We start from the raw sequence: 22,474 nt of genomic DNA, 5'->3' as shown, positions 1-22,474 counted from the left end.
ATTATTTGATGTTATCGGCATTGGCGAGCAATTTCTCCACCTTCAGCGCGTATTGTCCGTTCATCACGCCGTAGCTGCAATCCATGACCGGCACGCCGTCGACCGTGGCCGAGATCATTTCCGGGATGTGCAGCGGGATGATGTCGCCCACGCGCATGTTGAGGATCTCGTCGAAATTGACCTTGGCCGTGCCCAGCGAGGCGACGATCTCGACCTCGGCGATCTGGATCTGCTGCGTCATCAGGCGGATCCAGCGCTTGTCCACCTCCAGCGCCTCGCCCTGCAGGCTGGAGGTCAGCGAATCGCGGATCGGCTCGATCATCGAGTAGGGCATGCAGAAGTGGATCTGGCCGGACACCGATCCCAGCTCCACTGTGAAGGTCGACGCCACCACCACCTCGTTCGGCGTGGCGATGTTGGCGAACTGCGTGTTCATCTCCGAGCGGATGTACTCGAACTCGACCGGATAGACCGGCTCCCACGACTTGGTGTAGGCCTCGAACACGATGTCCAGGATGCGCAGGATGATGCGCTGCTCGGTCTGGGTGAAGTCGCGGCCCTCGACGCGGGTGTGGAAGCGGCCGTCGCCGCCGAACAGGTTGTCCACCAGCAGGAACACCAGGCCCGGATCGAACACCATCAGCGCGGTGCCGCGCAGCGGCTTCATGTGCACCAGGTTGAGGTTGGTCGGCACCACCAGGTTGCGGATGAACTCGGAATACTTGGAGACCCGCACCGAGCCCACCGACACCTCGGCGCTGCGGCGCAGGAAGTTGAACAGGCCGACCCGCAACAGGCGGGCGAAGCGCTCGTTGATAATCTCCAGCGTCGGCATGCGCCCACGGACGATACGTTCCTGGGTGGCCAGGTTATACGTTCGTACTCCCGCGACGTCTTCCTGCGCCTGGACGTCGTCCTGGTCGCCGTTGACGCCCTTCAGAAGGGCATCGACTTCTTCCTGGGAGAGAAAATTATCAGCCATGACTTTCTACTTACTGAATGATAAACGAGGTGAACAGCACATCCTCGATTTCCTGCGGCGCGCCGCGGTCCTCGAAGGGTTCCTTGAGCTGGGCGATGATTTCCTTGGCCAGCTGGACTTTGCCATCCGGCGTGTTGATGTCCACGGCGCGCTTGCTCGACAGCAGCAACAGCATGCGGCTGCGCACCTTGGCCATGTTGTTCTTGACGTTTTCCTTCTCTTCCAGCCCGCCCACTTCCAGCGTGAAGGCGATCTGCAGGTACTGGTCGGCGCCGTTGTCGCCCGGCTGCAGGTTGACCGTGAACGGCTCGACCGGCACATATTCCGGCGGACCGGCCTTGGCCTTCTTGGCGTTCTTGTGCTTGTTCTTGGCCGGCGCCTCTTCCTCGGCCGCGTCGCCCTTGTCATGCAGGAAGAACCAGGCCGCACCACCGCCGGCCGCGCCCAACACCAGGACCACCGCCAGGATGATGATGATCAGTTTTTTGCTGCCGCCGCCGCTGGGCGCTGCTTCAACTTTCTGATCGGCTTTCATTTTTGGGTTCGCTTTCAAAATTGCCCTTGCATGATGCGGAAGTGGAACATGACGCCATTATGTCATTATCGGTCGGGACTGCGGCATCGCATACGTCGAAAAGAGGGGCGATCCGGGTGCTGCTTGACGTTTCCGTAGTGAAACAAACAACAAAACCGGGAAGGCTGGGTGGCCGGTCCCGGTTTTTGTCGCGGCCGCAGGGGATCAGGCGAAGGTGTCGACCGCGCCGGCCGGCACGCGGCGCGCCGGCGGGGCGCTGCGCGGCACGTCCACGCTGCCGCCGCTGTCGCCGCCGAAGCTGGCGCCGGAACGGCCGCCGCCGCCGTGGCCGCCGCTGTGCTGCGCCGAGCCGGCCTGCTGGTTGAAGCCGTTGTTTTGGTCAGACATGCCGGCCGAGACGGTGGCGTTGCCCAGCTGGATGCCGGCCTCGCTCATCATCTCGCGCAGCTTGGGCATGGCCGCTTCGAGCGCCTGGCGCACTTCCGGCGTGGCCGAGCTGAAGGCGGCGGTGGCCTGGTCCTTGTTCACGCTCAGCACGACCTGCAGCGGGCCAAGGTCGGGCGGATTCAATTCCATGGTGGCGCTCTGCTCGCCGCCGGCCGCCATGAAGATGATTTTTTGACCCAGTTGCTGGTCCCAGGCCTGGGTGCCGACGCGGCTGCTGAGCTTGTCCGTCGGCACGGCGGTGACGGCCGCCTTGGCCGCCTCCAGCGCCGATTGCGCGCTCGGCGCGATGGTGATTGCCGGGGCGGCTTCCTTCAGCACCGGCGCCGCCTCGGTCGGCTGGGTGCTCTTGCCGTTGAACACGGGCTGCAGCGGATCGGACTGGCGCGGCGTGGCGTGGGCCACGTCGGCCGGTTTTTCCATGCCGGGGCCGACCTTGATCGGGGCGGCCGGTTCGGCCGGCGTGGCGGGCGCGGCGTCTGTGGTGTCGGACAGGGTGTCGACGATCGGGCCGTCCGGCACCGCGCTGACCGGCTTGTTGTCGGTGACGGCGGACTTGACCGCAGTGGCCGCAGCGGCGACGGTGGCGCCTGCCGTGGTGCTGGCTGCGGCCTTGGCTGCTGCTGCGGCCGCGTCGGCGGCTGTTTGCGCGGCCGAGCCGGCTTTTGTCAGGGCGGCCTTGAAATCGGTGGCGGCATTGGCATCCGCGCCGGCCTGGGCGGTTTTCAGCGTGTCGGCATCCAGCGTGGCGGCGGCGGGCAGGGCGGCGGTGGCGTTGGTGTCCACGGCGGTGGTGGCCCGTGTCGTCGGCGCCGGCTGCTGCTGCGGAGGCGGCTGTCGCGGCTGCCGCAGCGGCGGCTTCGGCGGGCCAGGGCGGCGGCGCTCACGGCGCCGGCCGCACTGCCTGCCGAAGGCGTCGGCGGCGCTGGCGACCGGTGCGGCGGCCGGCGCCGCCGGTTGATTGAAGGCGGCCACCAGGGGCCAGCATGTCGGCCACCGGATCGGCCTGGGCGGCGGCTTGCGCATCGCTGGCCGCGCTGGCTGCGGACTCGTCCGCGCTGGCGTTGCTGTCCTTGCTGTTGTTCTTGGCCGTGGCGGGCGCGGCGGGGGCCGGCTGGCTGTCACTTTTGGCGACGGCCTGGTTGTCTGCCGCGTCGGCCTGCTGATTCTGGGATTGGGCGGGCTTGGCCTGCTCGGCCGGCTTGGACGCGGACGGGCGCGAGGCGGCGGGGCGCTCGGGCGCCTTGGCGACGATGGCGGGGCCGTTGCTGGCGTTGCCGGCCTGGCGCTGGTCCATCTCGCGCGACAGGGCGCGCTGGAAGGAATTGTCGCCGCCGCCGGCGTTCAGATTCAGGTTGACCTTGGGCGCCGCCACCGCATTGGCGTTCAGAGTGGGAATTTGGAGATTCTGGGTTTGCATGATCGCGCCGTATCGGTTGGTTGCGTCTGAATGTCAGCGTTTGTAATACGCCTGCCGTGCTGCGTGTTCGTCCATCTGCTTCTGGTCGCGCTTGTTTTCCAGCTTGAGCGCCTCGGCGTCCGCCCGGTCGTTCAGGGTGGAGTAGGACATGCGCTTGCGTTCGCTGGCCTGCCAGGCGGCCTTTTCCTGCTCGCTGCGGTACTCGGCATGCTTGATCATGTCCTGCTGGCCCTTGACCGCCACGTCCAGCTTCTCCATGAAAGCCTGGAAATTGCGGTAGGCCATGGGCGTGATGCCGGCCTGCTGCGCCGCCTCGAAGCGTTTCGCATACTCCTCGCGATAGCCGACCAGCATCTGGTGCTTTTGCTTGGCCTCGTCCACGGCCTTGAGCGAAGCGCCCAGCCGCTTGGCGGCGTCGTCGGTTTCCCGGCGCGCCAGGTCCATCAGTGTTTCAAGTTGCGCTTTGGAAGCCATGATGCGTCAATTATAGGTGGCGGTTGCCGGCGTCAATCAGTCGAATAGAGAGGTAAGTTGGGCCAAGCTCTCGCCCATGGTCACCCGTTCGGTGATTTGCTGCTGGAGGAAATTCTCTATCCGGTCGTGCAATTGGATGGCCTGGTCGAGCACCGGATCGCTGCCGGGCGCGTAGGCGCCGACGCTGATCAGGTCGCGGCTGCGCTCATAGCGCGAGAACAGCTGCTTCAGGTGGCGCGAGCGGGTCTGGTGCTCGGGCGAGGTGATCGAGTGCATGGCCCGGCTGATCGACTGTTCGATGTCGATGGCGGGGTAGTGGCCGGCCTCGGCCAGGCGGCGGTTGAGCACGATGTGGCCGTCGAGAATGGCGCGCGCGGAGTCGGCGATCGGATCCTGCTGGTCGTCGCCCTCGGTCAGCACGGTGTAGAAGGCGGTGATCGAGCCGCCGCCCATCTCGCCGTTGCCGGCCCGTTCGACCAGGATCGGCAGCTTGGCGAACACCGACGGCGGATAGCCCTTGGTGGCCGGCGGCTCGCCGATGGCCAGCGCGATCTCGCGTTGCGCCATCGCGTAGCGGGTCAGCGAATCCATGATCAGCAGCACGTTCTGGCCTTTGTCGCGGAAGTGCTCGGCGATCGCGGTGGCGTAGGCCGCGCCTTGCAGGCGCATCAGCGGCGGCGTGTCGGCCGGGGCCGCCACGACCACGGAGCGGGCCAGGCCTTCCTCGCCCAGGATCTGCTCGATGAATTCCTTGACCTCGCGGCCCCGCTCGCCGATCAGGCCGACCACGATGATGTCGGCCTCGGTGTAGCGCGCCATCATCCCCAGCAGCACCGACTTGCCGACGCCGGAGCCGGCGAACAGGCCCATGCGCTGGCCACGGCCGACGGTCAGCATGGCGTTGATCGAGCGCACGCCCACGTCCAGCGTCTCGGTGATCGGCGCGCGGCCCAGCGGGTTGGCGGGGCGGGTGTTGATGGGGGCGCTGTCGCTGGCGTGCAGCGGGCCCAGGTTGTCGAGCGGGCGGCCGGCGCCGTCCAGCACACGGCCCAGCAGTTCGGGGCCGACCGGCAGGTGGCGCGCGCGGTCGCTGGGGCGGCGGCGCGGATGGTTGACGGTGCCGGGCCGGGGAATGGCCGGCTCGACCGGGAACACGCGGGTGCCGGGCACCACGCCCTCGACATCGCTTTGCGGCATCAGGAACAGTTTTTCGCCCTCGAAGCCGACCACTTCGGCCTCGATCTTGCCGCCGGACGGCAGCGGCACGGTGCAGGCGGCGCCCACGGCCAGGCGCAGGCCGACCGCCTCCATCACCAGTCCGGCCACGCGGGTGACGCGGCCCGACACCTGCATCGGCTCGACGAAGCCGACCAGCGCGGCGCAGTCGTGCAGATAGGATTTCCAGCGGCCGGCGTGCGGGCTGGCGGGGGCGGGTGGAGCGATGGGAGCGTCGGCGTCCATGTCAGGCCAGCCAGTCCACTTCTTTGCCGAGCGCGTGGCTCAGGCGCTGCCAGCGCGCGGCGGCGGTGGCGTCGATCTGGTTGCTGGCGGTATCGACCTTGCAGCCGCCGCGGCCGACCTGCGGGTCCTCGACCACGCGCCAGCCGCCCTTGTCGAGCTCTTCGCCGATGCCGGCGCGCACCACGGCGGCGTCGTCGGGATGCAGCACCAGCAGCGCCGGCTGTTGCAGCACCGGCAGGTATTCGATGGCTTCGCGCACGATGGGCAGGATCAGCTCGGGCTTGACCTGGAAGGCGTTCTTCAGCATGCCCTTGGCCAGCTGCAGCGCCAGTTCCAGCACGTCGTTGGCGATCAGCTGGTCGGCATCGTGCAGGGAGTTGCTGAAGTTGGCGGCGATGGCGCGCACGTGCTCCAGCTCCTGGTCCGTGACCAGCTTGCCGGCCGCGAGGGCGTCGGCGTGGCCGGCCGCGTGGCCTTCGTCGTAGCCGTCCTTGCGGGCTTCCTCGCGGATCGCTTCGAGCTCCTCGACGGTGGGGTATTCCATCGGCGGCGGCAGCGGCGGGCCCATTTCCAGCGCCTCCTGCTGCTCCATCAACGCTTCCTGCACGCGCTGCTCGGCGTCCAGGCGCGCCTGTTCGGCGTCGCGCTCGCGCTGCTCGGCTTCGCGCAGCGCCATCACGCTGGGGCGCTCGTCGCCGAACGAGGTCATCTCCCAGCGCTGGAACGCCGACTGCTGTTCTTTAGGTAACAGAGACATTAGACGAAGGAATCCTCACCTTTACCGCCAAGCACGATCTGGCCTTCGTCGGCCAGGCGGCGGACGATCTGCAGAATCTGCTTCTGCTGGGTTTCCACTTCGGACAGGCGCACGGGACCCTTCGATTCCAGGTCTTCGCGCATCATTTCCGACGCACGGGCCGACATGTTCTTGAAGATCTTGTCGCGCAGCTCCTGCGACGCGCCCTTCAAGGCGATGATCAGCATTTCGGACTGCACCTCGCGCAACAGCAGCTGGATGCCGCGGTCGTCGATATCGATCAGGTTGTCGAACACGAACATTTCGTCCATGATCTTCTGGGCCATGTCGTTGTCGTAGTTCTTGATGTTGTCCATGACCGAGCCTTCCTGCTCGCCGGACATGAAGTTGAGGATCTCGGCCGCCGCGCGCACGCCGCCCAGCGACGATTTCTTGATGTTCTCGTTGCCCGACAACAGCTTGGTCAGCACGTCGTTCAGCTCGCGCAGCGCGGCCGGCTGCACGCCGTCCAGCGTGGCGATGCGCAGCACCACGTCGTTGCGCAGGCGGTCGGTGAAGTGGCCGAGGATTTCGCAAGCCTGGTCGCGCTCCAGGTGGACCAGGATGGTGGCGATGATCTGCGGGTGCTCGTTGCGGATCAGCTCGGCCACGGATTGCGAATCCATCCACTTCAGCGACTCGATGCCGGACGCGTCCTTGCCGCCCAGGATGCGCGACAGCAGCACCGAGGCCTTGTCGTCGCCCAGCGCCTTGGTCAGCACCTGGCGGATGTACTCGTCCGAATCCAGGCCCACGGTGGAGGCGGCCGCGACCATGTCGCGGAAGTTGTCCAGCGTGCCCACCACTTCCTCGTGGGGCACGTTCTTCATGGTCGCCATGGCGGCGCCCAGCTTGAGCACCTCGCGCGGGCCGAGGAACTTCATCACCTCGGCGGCCTCGCTCTCGCCCATCGCCAGCATCAGGATGGCGGCCTTTTGCAGTCCGGTATTCTCAGTCATTTGCGCCTATCCATTCTTTGATCACGTTGGCAACGATGCGCGGATCCTCGGTTGCCAGTTTCTTGGCCATGGCCAGGTTTTCGCGATAGCCGCGCGCGGTGTTTTCTTCCATCTTGCGCAGCTCTTCCTCGGCGATGAGGGCCTCGTCCGGGCCTTCCTCGACGATCTCCTCCGGCTCTTCCGGTTCCGGCTCCGGCGCGTTGATCTCGTCGATCTTCTTGAACACCGGCCGCATCATCGGCTTGACGATACGCATCACGATGTACAGCAGGATCAGCGCGGTGATCAGGAACTTCGCCAGGTCCTTGGCCATCGGCAGGTTGGCCGGATCGCGCCACCACTCCGGCGGCGGCTCGAACGGCTTGTCGACGCCGTCGAACGGCGAATTGGCCACGCTGACGGCGTCGCCGCGGTCCTGGTTGTAGCCCATGGCCTGCTTGACCAGGTCGTTGATCTTGACCATCTCTTCTGGAGTATAGGCCTTGATGGTGACTTTGCCATCCTTGCCGATGATGCGCTTGTAGTTGACCACCACCGCCACCGTCAGGCGGCGCAGGCCGCCCATGCCGCGCTGCTCGTAGCGCACGGTCTTGTCGACTTCGTAGTTGGTGGTCGATTCCTTGTGGCTCGGGCCGGTGGCCGTGGTGTTGGAGGCCGCGCCCGGCGGCGTGCCCGGGGCCGGCGCGGTGCCGGTCGGCGAGCCGGCGGTCTGGGTCAGCGGCGCGGTGGCCGTGCCCGGGGGCTGGTTCGACAGCGCGCCCGGGATGCCGCCCGGATTGGTGGCGCCGTTGTTGCCGTTGGTTTCGCTGCTCTGCTGGCTGCGGATGGCCGAGGCGGCCGGCGGCGAGTTCGGCTTGTAGGTCTCGGCGGCCTGCTCGATCTGGGCGAAGTCGACGTCGGCGGTGGCCTCGGCGCGCACATTGCCCTCGCCGACGATGGGGATGATGATCGATTCGACCTGCTTGATGACCTGCAGCTGCATGTCCTTGACATACTTGAGCTGGGTCTCGTCCATGTTCTTGGCGTTGAGGCCGCCGTTGCCGTTCTTGTTCTGCTCGGAGATCAGGTTGCCGGCCTGGTCGATGACGCTGACGTTGGCCGGCAGCAGTTCCGGCACGCTGGAGGCGACCAGGTGGACGATGGCGGCGGTCTGGGACGGATCGAGCTGACGGTTCGGATGCAAGGTTACGATGACCGAGGCGGTCGGCTTCTGCTGGTCGCGCACGAACACGGACGGCTTGGGCAGCGCCAGGTGGACGCGGGCGTTCTCGATCGCGGCCAGCGACTGGATCGAGCGCGCCAGCTCGCCCTCCAGCGCGCGCTGGTAGTTGACCTGTTCGAGGAACTGGGACACGCCCAGCTTCTGGTTCTCCATCAGCTCGAAGCCGACGTTGCCGCCCTTGGGCAGGCCCTGGGCCGCCAGTTTCAGGCGGATATCGTGCACCTGGTCGGTCGGCACCAGGATGGCGGTGCCGTTCTCGGAAAACTTGTGCTTGACGTTGAGCTTGTCCAGCTCGGCCGTGATGGCGCCGCCGTCGCGGTCGGTGAAGTTGGAGAACAGCACGCCGTACTCGGGCGGCTTGTTCCACAGCCACAGGCCGAGCAGGATGGCCACGATGGCCGCCGCGCCGGCCGCGCGCAGGAAATTGCGGCCCATCGGGGTCTGGATGAAGGGCAGCTTCTCGGCACCGTCATCGGCGGCGTCGGCTGCTGCTGTGTCGTTGTCGAGTGGTTCGGCTACGGCCATGATGATAGTTTTCCGGTGCGTGGTTCTAGAGAGAATGAGCCATTATTGCGCGACTGCGGGCAAATCAATCGGCCAAACAGAGCGCCGTTTACGGTCCTGCTCGGCCAAGGGAGCTGGTCATGGCCTTGGTATTCTGTCAGCACTGATAGAGCCGTGCCGTATTGTAACGCCGCGCCCGGCCATGTCGCGGAAATTTGTTCCACGACAGCAACAAGATGGGAGTGTGAGATGAAAACAGGTGGAATTGACGGCAGCCAGATCCAGGCCATGATTGCCCAGTTGAAGGCGCACGCCACGCGTCCGGGGCTGACGCCGCCGGTGATCAAGACCGAGCCGGCGCCGGCCGCCAAGGTGGAGTTTTCCGACGCCTTGAAGAACGCACTGGACGGCGTCAACGCCAGCCAGGTGCAGGCCGACGACATGGGCAAGAAATTCGCGATGGGGGACGACAGCGTCAGCCTGTCGGACATGATGGTGTCGATGCAGAAAGCCAGCATCAACTTCCAGGCCACCATCCAGGTGCGCAACAAGCTGGTGTCAGCCTACCACGACATCATGAACATGCAGGTTTGAAATTTGGGGTCAAGTCTGACATTCGGACACGAGCTCTGCCGTAGCGCGGGCGTTACAGCGTGTCAATGTCTTTGGCTAAATGTTGTTGAAGCAACTTCAAATCAGGCCGGCGATGCGGGCGTTGCGTTCGCGTTCCAGCTTGGTGATGTAGCGCTGCACGTACGACAGCATGCCGCGCGAGATGCCGACGAACTCGCACCCCAGCCGCCGGTTGGTCTTGTTGTTGAGCAGGGTCAGGTCCAGCGAGTTGCGGATCTGGAGCGACGTCGCCACCTGGCCGATCTCCGGCAGGTCGATGCGGCAGTCCGCGTAGTTGCGGCCGATGGCGTCGCCCAGCATCATCTTGTTGTCGAGGATGGCGATGCCGCCGCAGCTGATGTCGGCTAGCGGGAAGGTGGTGTTGCCGCCCAGCTCGTCCGGCAGCGGGATCAGCACCCGCACCGGATTGGTCACCGGCGTCGAGATGCGGTAGTACTCGCGCCGCTGCAGCCGGATCAGCGTCGGCGGCACGGCGATCTTGAACGCCGGGTTGCCCTGCCAGGTGGCCGCCTCGATGCGGTCGGCGGCGAACAGGATGCGTACCTTGTCCAGCGTGGTCTCGAACGACAGCCGGCGCGACGCCAGGATGCGCTTGTTCTGCTCGCGGTCGATCGAGCAGTCCAGGTAGACGGTGTTGTGCGGCTCGTCCACTTCCAGGATGGAGGTCACGCAGACGTCGGCCTCGCCTTGGATCAGCATGCGGATCAACTGGTTTTTTTCGCCGATACCGCGCAGCAGGGAGGTGATTTCCTTCCGTGATTCGACTTCAAAATCGTGCCAGTTTTCCAATTCCGCATCCTGAAAGTGTGGGTACATCGTTCGCGTCAAATTTCTGTAAGAGGGATGCTGTCGGGCGCCGCCGGCAGCGGCAGCCCGGACTTTTGCGCTGATTCAATATGATATAGCCACGCTAATAGTTCCGCAATCGTCCGGTACAGCGTCGGGGGAATCTGTTGATCAAGGTCAACATCCATCAACAAAGAGACAAGTTCCTTGGACTCGTGGATGAACACGCCGGCCTCCAGCGCCACGCTGATGATCTGCTCGGCCACCAGCCCGCGGCCCTTGGCCACCACCTTGGGCGCCGGCGCGCCGGTCTCGTAGGTCAGGGCCACCGCCTGCTGCAGCGGACGGCGCGGCAGGTCTTCGGTCATAGCGATTCCTGCGCGATGGTCAGCGACGACAGCGGCGCGCCGGCCGCCTCCATCGCCTGTTCCAGCTGGCCGGCGTAGGCGCGCAAGGTGTCGGCGGTGCCGCCGTCGTCGGCTTGCACCTGGATATGCACCTGCCCACCGATCAGCGTGACCGACGCCGACACCGCCCCCAGCATCGGGAAGCGGAAGCGCACGCCGCTGCGCCAGATCTGCTCGGGCTCGCCGTCGGCGCCGCCCTGGTCCTGGCGGCCTTCGCGCTGCTCGCGGCGGATCTCCCACTGCATCGGCTGGCCCGGCCAGGCTTCGCCGTTCCACTGCACCCGGCCCTGCTCGTGCGTGTGCAGTTGCTGGTTGATCAGCTGCGCCGCGCTCAAGTCGGGACCGCTGGCGGCGGCGCGCGCCGCGTTCTCGCCGCCTTGCAGCATGCGCTGCATCTGCGGCTCGCGCATCAGCTCGGGCAGGGTGCGCTCGCCCTTGGCCCATTCGGTGACATGCGATTCATAGAACAGGCCGCTTTGCGAGATGGTGTCCTGCAGCTTTTGCGCCAGCTGTTCGGTGGGCGGCGCGGCGTTGCCGAACAGCGCGTTCTTGCCGACCAGCGCCAGTTGCGCGGCACCGCCGCTCTGCGCCGCGCTGAGCACGGTGGTCAGCAGGCGGGCCGTGTTGCTCAGCGTGGCTTGCGGCGTGTTGGGGTCGAGGTCGGGCAGTTCGTTGGCCGGCGTCAGCGGCGCCTTGCCCAACATCGTGGCGGCCAGGCTTTGCGGCTTGACGGCGCCGGCCGGGGCGCGCGCCGCCGCTTGGCGCGCCGTGGCCGCACGCCGGCCTGGGCTGCGGCGCTGGCGGGCTTTGCAGCGCCGGCGGCGGTGTCGCCACGCGCCCGGCAGATTCGCGGCAGGTGTCGCGGCGCCGGCCGCCTGCAGGGTGATGGTGGACGGCCCGATGTTTGCGCGGCCTGCTGATCGGCGGCCTGCTGATCAGCGGCCTGCGCGCCGGCCGCCCCGGCTGCTGGCTGCGGCGCCGGCTTGCGTGGCACCCGTGGCAGGGCTGGCCGCATTGCCGGCTGCCGGTGTGCCCGGCTTGGGCTGGCCCGGCACGCCGTCCGCTTCCGCCGGCACGCCGGCATCGGCATCGGCCGCGCCCGGCGTGGCCGGCTGGCCCGGGGCGCTGCCGGCGGGTTGCCGGGGCGAGCCCGGCACGGTGGCCGGCGCGTCCTGCGACGGCAGGGTGGGGGAATAGAGGCCGGGGTCGGCTTCGGCGGTGTCGCCGTAGACCACCGTGGCCGAGCTGCCGGGGGGATTGTTCGCGAGCTGGAAGGTGGGGCGGGGGCTGGCCGTGAGCACGGTCAGCGGCACGTCGGCGCCCACCTGCACGTCCGGCGGCAGCATCATGCGCACGGCGTTGTCGGCCACGCGGACCAGGAAGCTGCCGTCGTTGTACTTGGACAGCACCTCGGCCGTGACAGGTTGTCCGACCAGGCTTTGCAGCGCGCGCTGGAAGGCCGCCTGGCGGCCGTCGCCCACCGGCGCGGCGCCGCCGACGCCGGCCGCCGGGCCGACCGGCAAGATGGTGACCGCTGGCGGCATCATGGCGCGCCCCTGCTTTAGACGCTGCCGTAGGCGTTAATCACGCGCCGTTCAGTGCCGGTGGAGTTGATCAGTTTGGACAGTTGCGCCATCCACGGCATGGTCAGGTCGCGGATCTGGCGGTCGGCGTTGAGCATCTGGCGGATCAGGCTGATCTTGCGTTCGCGCTCGGCGCCCTGCATCGGCTGGGCCGGCTCCTGCTCGCGCAGCGCCTGCACGTGCGCGGCGCAACGCTGCTCCAGCAGCACCAACTGGTCCCAGTCGCTGCGCGTGGCGGCCTGCACCATCTGTTCGGTCAGGTCGGCCATGGCGGCGTACACGGAAAGGATATCTTGGCTGGTCATCATGAATCAGGCGCTCGCGAGATTGGTGGTGGGGCGGATGCCGGTGGCGGCGGGGGTGTCGGCAATGGCGTTCCAGGCGTCGCGCAATTCGGTCAGCAGGCGCTGCACTTCCTCCAGGATCGCCGGGTCGTTGTTCAGGTTGGCCGTCAGCAGGCGCGCGCTCATGTATTCGTACAGCGCGTCCAGGCCCTCGGCGATGTCGCCGCCGGCCTTCTTGTCGAGCGCGGCGCGCAGGCCGCTGTCGATGATCATGATGGCCTTGGAGATCGATTTGCCTTTCTCGCCGATGTCGCCGTTGCGCATGCCGTTCAGCGCGCTGCTCAGCGCCACCAGGGCGCCGTCGAACAGCATGACGATCAGCTTGTGAGGACTGGCGGCCACCACGCCGGTTTCCATGCCAACCTTGGCATAGGCGTGCACGCCAGTTTGTCGCGATCCGAACATACTCTGTCTCCTGTTAAAGCGTCAGCGGCTATTGCTTGGCCATAGCCGCGAACTGTTGCGTCAAGAATGACGCGGTGGTATTCATGCTGGCGATCGACGTGTCGAGCGCTGTGTACTGTGCGCGGTAGCGCGCTTCGATATCGGTCAGGCGGGAGGCGAACGCGTCCTTCTGCTTGGCGATGTCTTTGACTGAATTGTTCAGACCGGTGGTGCGGCTGGTGATCGCGCCCTTGGCGCCCAGGTAGCCGGCCGCCAGCGAGTTGAGCTGGTAGGCGTAGCCTTGGGAGAAGCCGAAACTGCCGCGTGAACCGACGGCGTCGCCGGTGATGGTCAGCTTCAGGCCGTCGACCGGTGCTCCTGGTGAGCCGGTCAGGGTCTGGCCGCTGCCGGTGGCGGTGTAGCCGCCGATAGTGCCGGCCACGTCCAGGCCATCGACTGAGGTGCCGGTGCCGAAGACGGCCGAAATATCGGTGCCGGTAGCCGTGGCGATATGGATGTTCGACTTCGAACCATAATTGGTCGAGGCGAGCTTGAGCTTGCCGTCGTCACCGACGGTGGCAGTAACGGTGGCGCCGGCGTTGGAAAACGCGCTGACGCCGTTGATCGACGATTGCAGCAATGTGGCCAGCTGGCTGGGATTGTAGCTGCCGGCCGGCAGGGAGATGGTGGCGGTGTTGGCCAGCGTCGGCGGCGAGGTGTCGTTCAGCGTCACGGTCCAGGTGGTGTCCGCATCGATCACGGTTTCGGCCGGCAGCGCATTAGTGCCCTGCAGCGTGCCCTGCGTTGCCAGTTGGGTGATGTTGATCGCATAGTCGCCGGCCTTGGTATTGGTGCCGGAACTGGCAAACTTGACATCGGGATCGCTGCCATGGCCAACCGCCGCGAACAGGCCGGCGATGTCATTGAAGTTGTTGGTGATGGCCTTTTGCAGCTTGGAATTGTCCAACGTCAGCGAGCCGTCTTTCTGGAACGAGATGCCGATCTGCGACAGATTGGTCAGGCTGGTGCCTTGCAGCCCGGTGATCGAGGTACCGAGCTGGCGTCGGATCGAGGCTTGCAGATTGCGCAGGGTCGGATCGCCCAGCAGTGGGCCGCCGGTCTTGGTATCGGGATCGTAACCGCCCAACTGCTTGATCTGGTTGGTCAAGTCGTTGTACGCCTTGACAAAACCGCTGACCGCAGTTGTGAGGGAACCGCTGTCTTTGCTCACCGACAGCGTCGAGCTGCCGACCTTGAGCGCGCTGATACTGACGCCGGCGATCGCACCGCCGATGCTGGTGCTGGAGCTGGTGACGGCAATGCCGTTTACAGTGGCCAGCGTATCGGCCGCTGCCGATTTTTGGCTCAGGTTCTGCACGCCGCCCGGATCGTAGCCCAGCAACGAGACCAGATCAGGGTCCGGTGGATTGCCGCCGGACCCGGCCAGCGTGATCTTCATGGTCGAGGTGACGCCTGTCGCGGTCGAGGTCAGGATCAGGTGGTTGGGGGTGGCGTTGGTGCCCGTGGAGCCGTCCGAGACGATGCTCGCGGTGACGCCGAAGCCGCCCTTGTTGATCGCGGCCATGATGCCCTGCAGCGTATTGTTGCTGCTGTCAATGACGATGTTGCCACTGGTACGCGTCGAATCGGCGGTGAAGCCGGCGCCCAGATAGGCACCGCCGACGCCGGCCGTCAAGCCGGCGCCGGCCGGATTGGTGCCGCCGATGGTGATCGGGCTGCCGTCGGCCGAGACCAGCGAGATCGAGCCGACTGCCGTTGTGCTGGAGCCGATATTGGCCGTGCCGCTGTTGCCGATGCCGCCGGTGACGGAGCCGGTCACGGCCTCGGCGATGGCGATGTTGCTGCCGTCGGCGTTGGTGAACTGCAGCGTGCCGGCGGCGGCGGTCGCCGGTGACGGTGATGTTGGCGTCGGCCAGCGCGCGGGGTGACGGCGGTGTTGCCGGTTAGCGCCGCATCGATCGAGGCGGCGCCGACCTCCTGCGCCGCCGCCGGCGACGCCCGGTCGCCTGGGCGGCGATTTCCACGCCACCGACGGTCAGCCCGCATAGGTGCCGCCGGCGCTGGTATCGATATTGCCGAAAGTGGAAGCGCCGGCGGCGCCGAACAGCGCGGCGTTGGTGACGGTGGGCGCGGCCTTGGCGGAGACGCCGGTGGTGGTGCTCTTGGCGTTGATGGCGTCGGCCAGCAAGCGCGCGCTGCGGGTGGTGCCGTCGCTAGCGATGACGGTGTTGTTGATGCTCAGCGAGCCCGGAGACAGGCCGCCGCTCGACAGGCTGGCGCCCAACTGGGTACCGGTGATGCCGAAGCTGCCGCCGCTGACGGTGCCGAGCGAGAAGTTGATCGTGGTCTTGGCCCCTAGGCCAATCGCTGCCGTGGTGGTTTTGTAGCCGCCGGAGGCCAGCGTCTGGGCCTGCGCGAGCTGGTTGATGTTGACGCGATACGTACCTGGCTGCGCGGTGCTGCTCGCGGTGGCGGTCATCACGGTGGCATCGCTGGGGGTGCTCACCAGTGTCTGGAAGCTCGACACCGAGGTCAGTCCCGACAGCACCCCCTGGAAGCTGCCCAGCGCGCCAGACAGATTGCCGAACGCGGACACCTGGGACAGGTAACTGGCCGACTTTTTGTCGTAATCTGCCAGTGGCTGCGACTCAACCGCCATCAGCTTGCTGACGATGTCGTCGACTTTGAGGCCAGATCCGATGCCCGCTGAAGAGATGCCCACGATGTGCTCCTAAGTAAAACAATAATATAAGACAATATCGGCAGAATCAAACCGGACTTGAGAGGGGAGAATACCTGCCAGTTCAGGCAAAGCTGAAAAAACGGGCAGCGGAGAGGATGTGACGGGGCAGTGGACAGGCGCTCCCGGTGTCAGGATGCCATGCGTGGAGAAAAAGCGGCGCGCGCAAGCGCGGCCGCTTCAGGCGGTTTGCTGGATCAGCAAGCCGGAGTTGCTGGACTTGGACTCCAGCGATTTGGCGATTTCTAACGCCTCAGGCGAGGGAATCTGGCGCAGCACTTCCTTGGTGGTCTGGTCGATCACCTTGACCACAGTGCGCTTGGTGTCGCTGTCGACCGAAAATTCCAGGCCTTGCGACTTGGCCTGCGCCGACTTGTTCAACTGCGACACGGCGTGGTTGACCTGCTCCAGTGTCGGCACGTTGGCCGGGCCTTTGACGGCGGCCGCCGTTTCCACGGCAGTGGCCGGCGCGCGCACGGCACCCTGCGCAGCGACATCGCCGCCAGCGGCGTTGGCCGGGCGGTCTACTGGGCGGGCCTGCGTGGCCGAGCCGATGGTATCGATAGTCATGATGCTTCCTTTGTGAAAAATCCCCGACTGAATAAATCAGCCGGGGAACCTAGTCAGAGTGACCTTACTGCATCAACTCCTCCCCGGATTTTAGCCACGCAGCAGGGACAGCACGCCGTTCGGCAGCGAGTTGGCCTGGGCCAGGATGGCGGTACCAGCTTGTTGCAGGATCTGGCCGCGGGTCAGGTTGGCCGTTTCCGACGCGAAGTCGGTATCTTGAATCCGGCTACGCGAAGCGGACAAGTTCTCCGTCGTCGTGTTCAGGTTCGAGATGGTCGAAGCGAAACGGTTCTGGATCGCACCCAGTGCAGCGCGGTTGCTGTTGATCTGGTTCAGGGCCGAGTCAATGGTTTTCAGGGCCTTGTTGGCGCCGTCCACGGTCGACACGTCTACCTTGGCTACCGATTGCAGGTCCGAACCGGTGGCACCGTTGACGATGGTCGCGGTGCCGGCCGTCGAGGCGATGGTGAAGCCGGTGTCGGACGAGAAGTTCAGTTTGCCGCCAACGGTTACGGCGGTGTCTTTGGCAAACCCAGCCGTGTTGCTTGCTACTTGGGCAGCGGTGCTGCCCACGGCTGGCTGGTCGGTGCCACGGATGTTGGTGGTGCCTTTGGACAGCAGGTCGTCGCTGGCGGCGTTGGTGTTGAGGATCTCGATGTCGGCACCGGACGCATTGGTCAGCTGCAATTCCTTGACGCCTGTGGAGCTGTTGGTCTTGATGCTGGCCGAAATGCCGGTGGTGCCGGATTGGGCATTGACTGCCTGCGCCACTGCCGACAGGTCGCCACCCTTGACCTTGGCCGAGATGGTGACGGCGGTCGAGTTGGGATCATTTTCCAGCGAGTTGTCGCCGCGCAAGGAGAATTGTAGCGAGCCATCGCCGACGCCTGCGGCAGTCAAGCCGGAGATGGTGGCGCTGGTGCTGGCCGTCGCGCTGACACCGCTCTGGTTCGACAATGCGTTGACGCTGGCTGCGATCTTTTTGGCGGAGTCGCCGGCGGCAATGCTGACATTGGTAGCAATGCCGCTACCGGAGGTGAGGTTCAGTGTGTCGGCAGCTTGGTTATTGGCCAGATGACCGGCGGTCTGGGCACCGGCGGCGGTTGCGTCCGACAGCGTGAGTGTGCCGCCATTGTTGAAGTTGGCCGACAGCGTATTGTTGCCGATGTCCGTGGCCTTGGCCGACTGCACGCCGATGTTGATGGTTTGACCCGAGTTGGCGCCGACCTGGAACTGGGCCGAAGTCAGCGAACCGTCCAGCACGTTCTGGCCGTTGAACTGGGTCGACGTGGCGACGCGATCAAGCTCACCCGACAGTGCCGACACCTCGTTCTGGATCGACTTGCGGTCCGAATCCGAGTTAGTGCCGTTGGCGGACTGGACTGCCAGTTCGCGGATACGCTGCAGCAGATCGCCTGCGGTGCTCAAGCCACCCTCGGCCGTTTGCGCCAGCGAGATGCCGTCGTTGGCGTTACGTGCAGCCGTGGTATTGCCGCGAATTTGCGAGGTGAAGCGCTCGGAAATCGCCAGGCCGGCGGCGTCGTCTTTTGCGCTGTTGATGCGCAGACCGGAAGACAGGCGTTGCAGGGAAGTCGACAGCGAGGCTTGCGACGTGGTCAGGTTACGTTGCGAATTCAGCGATGCAATATTAGTGTTAATGACTTGTGCCATGATGTTTCTCCAGACTTAATACTTCGATTCGGCGATATGCTCAGTTCCCATTGGTCTGTCTCCACGCTCCGAGACATTCAAACCGCTGTTGTAACTGGTAACGGTTGCCCTATGGGAAAATTAAGGGGTAAAAAGCCGGGAAATTTTCTGCGGCAGGCCTAAAGTTCATTACCTATGCCCGTTTAAACGACCGCGTTCGCGGAATCTTTAGGGCAAAAATAATTATTTTTCAGCCTTGTTTTTGGGCAAAAAAAAGCCCGGCGGGCGCCGGGCTGGAATCAAATTGACAATAAACGGGGCTCAGTCGGCCACCACCACCCGGTTTTTGCCGGTTTGCTTGGCGGTGTACATGGCCTTGTCGGCCCGCTTGACCAGCTCGGTCTGCTCCTCGTTCGGACGGCGCAGCGCCACCCCGGCCGAGAAGGTGATCAACACCTTCTCGTTGTCGTGCAGGAAGAAGTGCTTGGTCAGCTCGCGCTGCAGGCGGGTCATCGTGCTCGCGGCCGCCTCGACCGTGGTCTCCGGCATCAGGATCAGGAATTCCTCGCCGCCGAAGCGGGCGATCACGTCCATCGAGCGCAGCGTGTCCTTGACGATCTTGACCAGGTGCTTGAGCGCGGCGTCGCCGGCGATGTGGCCGTAGGTGTCGTTGAGCTTCTTGAAATCGTCCAGGTCGAGGATGGCGATGCACAGCGGCGTGCCGCGGCGGTCGGCGCGCGCGGTCTCGCGCTCGAACACGTCGTCCAGGCCCCGGCGGTTGAGGCTGCCGGTCAGCTGGTCTTCGCGCACCAGCTCGCTCAAGTGCTGCAGCTTGGCCTCCAGCGCGTGGATGCGGTTCTCGGCGTCCTGCACCTCCTGGCGCGCCAGCACCATCTTGTCGCGCGCCTTCAAGGCCTCGCTCTGCACCAGCCGGGTTTCCTTGAGCACCTCGTCGAGGATGTTGTTGAGCTCGGCGATGTTGTCGGCCTTGCTGATCTTTTCCGAATAACCGCCGATCTTCTCGTGGAAGTCGCCGGTCGAGGCCGCGACCTGGCCGAGGCGGTCGATGAAGGTCATCATCATGTTCTTGACGGTGAGCTTGACGTCCGACAGGCTGTGCTTGAGCTGGCCCTGCTTGTAGATCACTTCCTTCAGGCTGCGCGTGGCCTCCTCCAGCGCGCGCACGTCGATCGGGCCGGTGATCAGGTTCTGCACCGATTCGATCTGGCCGCGCAGCCAGCTGTCGTCGTCGAGCAGCTCGCTGACGTTCTCCAGCAGCAGCTTGAACAGGCGCAGCAGCAACTCCTGCTGCTCGCCGGTGTCGCCGCCGCGCAGCTCGATCTGGTAGCACAGCTGCTTGAGGCGCACGGCAATCTCGGCCAGCGCCTCCTCGCTGTGGGCCAGCTTGGTGGCCGCGCCCAGCGATTCGGCCTCGGCCACCAGCACCGGCGCGCCCGACAGCAGCGAGGCCACGGCGAAGGTCAGCGTGCGGCTGAGCAGGTCGCGCAGCGTGCGGCTTTGCTCGTCCTCCAGGCCGGCCACCTCGATGCCGCCCTTGCGGCTGACGAAGTGCTTTTCCACCAGCTGCGACAGCGTCTTGGCGTAGCCCTCCCAGTCGCGCGACTTGACGGCGCGGTTGAAGCGGCGGCCGAAGTCGGCCAGGTCGCCGCTGTTCTCGGTCAGGCGGGTGGCGAACTGGCTGAGCACCGATTCCGGCCCGGGATCGACCGCGCCCAGCGGCGCGGCGGGGGCCGCGGCCGGCTCGGCGGCGATGCCGGCGATTTCGTTGTAGATGTCGCGGTAGGCTTCCGGCGTCGGCGCGATGCGGCGCACGGCCAGGCGCTTGAACGCCTCGCGCGCGATGTCGGCCGGATTCTGCTCGGGAGTGGGGGATTTGCTGGACATCAGATGCTGCCTCTTAAAGGTTTGTTCATTAAACCATAATAAGCGCGTGTCCCGGTCGGCATAGCCTGAATAAAAGGGCTGAATGTGGCTTTCATCAGGGTATCAAGTATGGACATTCCGGCAAGCGCCTGACCGTGCCTATTCGATCAGCTGGTTCTTGATCGCATAGTGGGTCAGTTCCGCGCTGTTCTTCAGCTTCATCTTGACCAGCAGCCGGGCCCGGTACTCGCTGACCGTCTTGACCGACAGCGACAGTTCCTTGGCGATCATGCCCACCGTCTTGCCGGAGGCGATCATGGTCAGGGTCTGGTATTCGCGGTCGGACAGGCAGTCGTGCGGCGGCGCCTCGTGGTCCTCGCCGACGTGGTTGGCCAGCTCCTGCGCCAGCGCCGGGCTGATGTACTTGAGCCCGCCGGCCACCTGGCGGATCGCCGTCACCAGCTCGCGCGGCGCGCTCTGCTTGGTGAGGTAGCCGGCCGCGCCGGCCTTGAGCGAGCGGATCGCGTACTGGTCCTCGCGGTGCATGGACAGCATCAGCACCGCCAGCTCCGGCTTTTCCTTCTTGATCTGCTTGAGCACCTCGATGCCGCTGCGGTCGGGCATGGAGATGTCGAGCAGCATGACCTGGCAGTCGGCCTTGCGGAACAGCTTGATGGCGTCCAGGCCGTTCTCGGCCTCGCCGGCCACGACGATGTCGCGCGTCTCGGCCAGGATTTGTTTCAAGCCTTCCCGCACGATGGCGTGGTCGTCGGCGATGAAGACCTTGATGATGGCTTTTTCTGACATGTGACTCTCTATTTGATCTTTTGCTATTTCACAGCAGAAATGTTTTCACCCGCTATTGTAGCGCCGGCGGCGGCCGCGATGAGGGCCGCGCGTGCGCTTTCGTGCTTAATTTTGATGGACACCACGGTGCCGCCGCCGGCCGCGTGGCTCAGGGTGAGCGTGCCGCCGAGCGCGCGGGCCCGCTCGGCCATGCCGCGCAGGCCGAACGAGGCCGGCTTGGCGCGGTCGGCCTGCCGGATGCCGCGGCCGTTGTCGCCGATCTTCAGGCTGATGTGGTGCCGTAGCCGCGCCAGCTTGACGCTGACGCGGGTGGCGCCGGCGTGCTTGGCGATGTTGGTCAGCGCCTCCTGGGCGATGCGGAACAGGGCGGTGGCCTGGTCGTTGTCGAGCTCGACGTCGCGCTGGTTGGCGTTGAAGCTGCAGGCGATGCCGGTCTGCTTCTCGAATTCCTTGACCTGCCACTCCAGCGCCGCCGCCAGGCCCAGGTCCAGCAGCGCCGGCCGCAGGTCGAGCGAGATGCGGTGCACGGCGTCGATGGTGCGGTCGACCAGGGCGTCGACATAGTCGGTCTTGTCGCGCAGCGCCGGGAAATCGCCCACCTCGTCCAGGCGCGCGGCCAGCATGGCGACCGCCATCTTGATCGCGGTCAGATTGCCGCCCAGCTCGTCGTGGATCTCGCGCGCGATGCGGCCGCGCTCCTGCTCCTTGACGCGCTCGGCGTGCGCGCTCAGCTCGGCCAGGCGGGCGCGCGAGTGGCGCACCTCCAGCTGCTCCTGCTTGCTCTCGCTGATGTTGGTCATGATGCCGTCCCAGCGCACCGCGCCGTCGGCCAGCGCGTGCGGCGTGCAGCGCAGGTTGATCCACTTGACGTCCTTCCAGGCGTCGACCCAGATGCGGCCCTCCCAGTTCCAGCTCCACAGCGCGTTGGCCGAGGCCTGCATCGCGTCCAGGTAGGATTTGCGGTCGTCGGCCAGGATCAGCTCGAGGAAGCGGTCCGGATGGTCGCGCAGCTCGGCCGCCGTCAGGCCCAGCAGCGCCTGGCAGCCGTCGCTCAGATAGGGGAAGGACACGCGGCCGTCCTGGTGCAGTACGAACTGGTAGACCAGGCCCGGCGTGTTGGAGACGATGGCGTCGAAGCGCGCACGCACCTGTTCCAGCTCGTCGGCCAGGGCCGCGCTGTCGGCAGGGGGAGGGGAGGCTGCGTTCATGGTAATAGTATAAATAATATGGATTAACGGGGCCGCCAGCGCGCGCGGAAGCGCCGCAGCAGGCGGCGGAAGCGCGCGATCCAGCCGCGCGGCGACGGCGCGGCGTGCTGGCGCCAGTGGCGCCAGGCCTTGGCCAGCGCGCTGACGCGGCGCCAGGCGTGGGTGGCGCGCAGCCGTTCGATCCAGCGTTCCTTGAGCGCCAGGAACCAGTGCAGCAGCCGGGCGAACCAGACGATGGTCATCAGCACCGGCCGCGTCAGCAGGAAGATGCGCGCCACCGCCGCCGCGCCGCCCAGCTTGGCCAGCACGATGACGAGCAGGCCCAGCATGGCGTGGCCGTGCGTCATCGCCCACAGCGCCAGCAGCTTGACCGGGAACAGCAGCAGCGCCGGCAGCACGAACAGCGCCAGCGCGGCGTAGGGGCTGAGCGTGCAGATCCACGCCTCCAGCCGGTGCAGCGGCGGCCAGGCCGACAGCCGGCGCAGCACGCGCATGCCGACGTCCCACAGCCAGTCCTCCAGCAACAGCAGCAGGGCCGCCAGGTAGACCAGCGGGGCGAACAGCGAGCGGCAGAAGCGGTGGAAGGGTTTCATCGTTGAAGCATTGTTCTATCGCTATCATGATACGTGAAAGCACCGCCGGCGCGGGGAAAAACACCGA

At 65.8% G+C, this 22,474-nt stretch carries 24 protein-coding genes; 1 reads left to right on the top strand and 23 read right to left on the bottom strand.

What is annotated here, in order from left to right:
• Position 1 precedes the first annotated feature (1 nt).
• From fliM to fliF, 9 genes are all read right to left on the bottom strand, one after another.
• The gene (gene fliM / locus HUX88_RS25365; protein ID WP_117011634.1) at positions 2-982 is read right to left on the bottom strand and encodes a flagellar motor switch protein FliM; all 981 of its coding nucleotides are present in this window, start codon (positions 980-982) and stop codon (positions 2-4) included.
• A gap of 10 nt (positions 983-992) precedes the next feature.
• Positions 993-1,517 (bottom strand): flagellar basal body-associated protein FliL, encoded by a 525-nt coding sequence (fliL, locus tag HUX88_RS25360; protein ID WP_176363585.1) that lies wholly within the window; start codon positions 1,515-1,517, stop codon positions 993-995.
• Between the two features lie 204 nt (positions 1,518-1,721).
• Entirely contained in the window at positions 1,722-2,936 is a 1,215-nt protein-coding gene (locus tag HUX88_RS33375) for a flagellar hook-length control protein FliK (RefSeq protein WP_217916447.1), read from the bottom strand.
• On the bottom strand, positions 2,845-3,381 hold the full coding sequence (locus tag HUX88_RS31910; protein WP_217916446.1) for a hypothetical protein: 537 nt from the start codon (positions 3,379-3,381) through the stop codon (positions 2,845-2,847). The genes HUX88_RS33375 and HUX88_RS31910 overlap by 92 nt, the downstream gene beginning before the upstream one ends.
• A gap of 33 nt (positions 3,382-3,414) precedes the next feature.
• Positions 3,415-3,855 carry a flagellar export protein FliJ gene (gene fliJ, locus HUX88_RS25350; protein ID WP_117011631.1) on the bottom strand — a complete coding sequence of 147 codons (441 nt, stop codon included), beginning with the start codon at positions 3,853-3,855 and terminating at the stop codon, positions 3,415-3,417.
• Positions 3,856-3,891: 36 nt separating this feature from the next.
• Positions 3,892-5,316, bottom strand: a complete 1,425-nt coding sequence (gene fliI, locus HUX88_RS25345) for a flagellar protein export ATPase FliI (protein ID WP_117011630.1) — start codon at positions 5,314-5,316, stop codon at positions 3,892-3,894.
• Between the two features lies 1 nt (position 5,317).
• A complete protein-coding gene (locus tag HUX88_RS25340) occupies positions 5,318-6,073 on the bottom strand; it encodes a flagellar assembly protein FliH (RefSeq protein WP_117011629.1) in 756 nt (251 codons plus the stop codon).
• Entirely contained in the window at positions 6,073-7,071 is a 999-nt protein-coding gene (fliG, locus tag HUX88_RS25335) for a flagellar motor switch protein FliG (protein ID WP_008451337.1), read from the bottom strand. Before fliG ends, HUX88_RS25340 begins: the two co-directional genes overlap by 1 nt.
• The gene (gene fliF, locus HUX88_RS25330; protein WP_117011628.1) at positions 7,064-8,818 is read right to left on the bottom strand and encodes a flagellar basal-body MS-ring/collar protein FliF; all 1,755 of its coding nucleotides are present in this window, start codon (positions 8,816-8,818) and stop codon (positions 7,064-7,066) included. The genes fliG and fliF overlap by 8 nt, the downstream gene beginning before the upstream one ends.
• Before the next feature lie 228 nt (positions 8,819-9,046).
• On the opposite strand from fliF, the gene fliE reads away from it, so the two are divergent.
• The gene (gene fliE / locus HUX88_RS25325; RefSeq protein ID WP_117011627.1) at positions 9,047-9,391 is read left to right on the top strand and encodes a flagellar hook-basal body complex protein FliE; all 345 of its coding nucleotides are present in this window, start codon (positions 9,047-9,049) and stop codon (positions 9,389-9,391) included.
• A gap of 96 nt (positions 9,392-9,487) precedes the next feature.
• Here fliE and HUX88_RS25320 read toward each other — a convergent pair whose 3' ends face one another.
• From HUX88_RS25320 to HUX88_RS25260, 14 genes are all read right to left on the bottom strand, one after another.
• Complete coding sequence (locus HUX88_RS25320) at positions 9,488-10,246, bottom strand: flagellar brake protein (protein WP_117011626.1); 759 nt, start codon at positions 10,244-10,246, stop codon at positions 9,488-9,490.
• Positions 10,247-10,254: 8 nt separating this feature from the next.
• Positions 10,255-10,584 (bottom strand): EscU/YscU/HrcU family type III secretion system export apparatus switch protein, encoded by a 330-nt coding sequence (locus HUX88_RS25315; RefSeq protein ID WP_176363584.1) that lies wholly within the window; start codon positions 10,582-10,584, stop codon positions 10,255-10,257.
• On the bottom strand, positions 10,581-11,327 hold the full coding sequence (locus HUX88_RS25310) for a flagellar hook-length control protein FliK (protein ID WP_176363583.1): 747 nt from the start codon (positions 11,325-11,327) through the stop codon (positions 10,581-10,583). Before HUX88_RS25310 ends, HUX88_RS25315 begins: the two co-directional genes overlap by 4 nt.
• Before the next feature lie 231 nt (positions 11,328-11,558).
• Positions 11,559-12,170, bottom strand: a complete 612-nt coding sequence (locus tag HUX88_RS25305; protein ID WP_176363582.1) for a hypothetical protein — start codon at positions 12,168-12,170, stop codon at positions 11,559-11,561.
• A gap of 14 nt (positions 12,171-12,184) precedes the next feature.
• A complete protein-coding gene (locus tag HUX88_RS25300) occupies positions 12,185-12,514 on the bottom strand; it encodes a flagellar protein FliT (protein WP_117011623.1) in 330 nt (109 codons plus the stop codon).
• A gap of 3 nt (positions 12,515-12,517) precedes the next feature.
• Positions 12,518-12,955, bottom strand: a complete 438-nt coding sequence (gene fliS, locus HUX88_RS25295; RefSeq protein WP_117011622.1) for a flagellar export chaperone FliS — start codon at positions 12,953-12,955, stop codon at positions 12,518-12,520.
• 28 nt (positions 12,956-12,983) lie between these two features.
• Positions 12,984-14,984: a flagellar filament capping protein FliD gene (gene fliD, locus HUX88_RS32730; RefSeq protein WP_373886839.1), complete on the bottom strand. Its 2,001-nt coding sequence runs from the start codon at positions 14,982-14,984 to the stop codon at positions 12,984-12,986.
• Positions 14,985-14,990: 6 nt separating this feature from the next.
• A complete protein-coding gene (locus HUX88_RS32725) occupies positions 14,991-15,677 on the bottom strand; it encodes a flagellar cap protein FliD N-terminal domain-containing protein (protein WP_373886838.1) in 687 nt (228 codons plus the stop codon).
• A 198-nt stretch (positions 15,678-15,875) separates the two neighbouring features.
• Positions 15,876-16,265 carry a flagellar protein FlaG gene (locus HUX88_RS25285; RefSeq protein ID WP_117011620.1) on the bottom strand — a complete coding sequence of 130 codons (390 nt, stop codon included), beginning with the start codon at positions 16,263-16,265 and terminating at the stop codon, positions 15,876-15,878.
• A 90-nt stretch (positions 16,266-16,355) separates the two neighbouring features.
• Positions 16,356-17,936: a flagellin gene (locus HUX88_RS25280; protein ID WP_176363581.1), complete on the bottom strand. Its 1,581-nt coding sequence runs from the start codon at positions 17,934-17,936 to the stop codon at positions 16,356-16,358.
• A gap of 300 nt (positions 17,937-18,236) precedes the next feature.
• Complete coding sequence (locus HUX88_RS25275) at positions 18,237-19,820, bottom strand: GGDEF domain-containing protein (protein ID WP_176363580.1); 1,584 nt, start codon at positions 19,818-19,820, stop codon at positions 18,237-18,239.
• A 138-nt stretch (positions 19,821-19,958) separates the two neighbouring features.
• Positions 19,959-20,606 carry a response regulator transcription factor gene (locus HUX88_RS25270; RefSeq protein ID WP_117011614.1) on the bottom strand — a complete coding sequence of 216 codons (648 nt, stop codon included), beginning with the start codon at positions 20,604-20,606 and terminating at the stop codon, positions 19,959-19,961.
• A 23-nt stretch (positions 20,607-20,629) separates the two neighbouring features.
• Complete coding sequence (locus HUX88_RS25265) at positions 20,630-21,814, bottom strand: sensor histidine kinase (protein WP_117011612.1); 1,185 nt, start codon at positions 21,812-21,814, stop codon at positions 20,630-20,632.
• 23 nt (positions 21,815-21,837) lie between these two features.
• A complete protein-coding gene (locus HUX88_RS25260) occupies positions 21,838-22,407 on the bottom strand; it encodes a hypothetical protein (RefSeq protein ID WP_117011610.1) in 570 nt (189 codons plus the stop codon).
• Positions 22,408-22,474: the final 67 nt, after the last annotated feature.

Source organism: Duganella sp. BJB1802 (assembly GCF_013369445.1).
GTDB classification, from domain to species: Bacteria; Pseudomonadota; Gammaproteobacteria; order Burkholderiales; family Burkholderiaceae_D; genus Rugamonas; species Rugamonas vulcania_A.
This window is presented reverse-complemented; position numbering and strand designations above follow the sequence as displayed.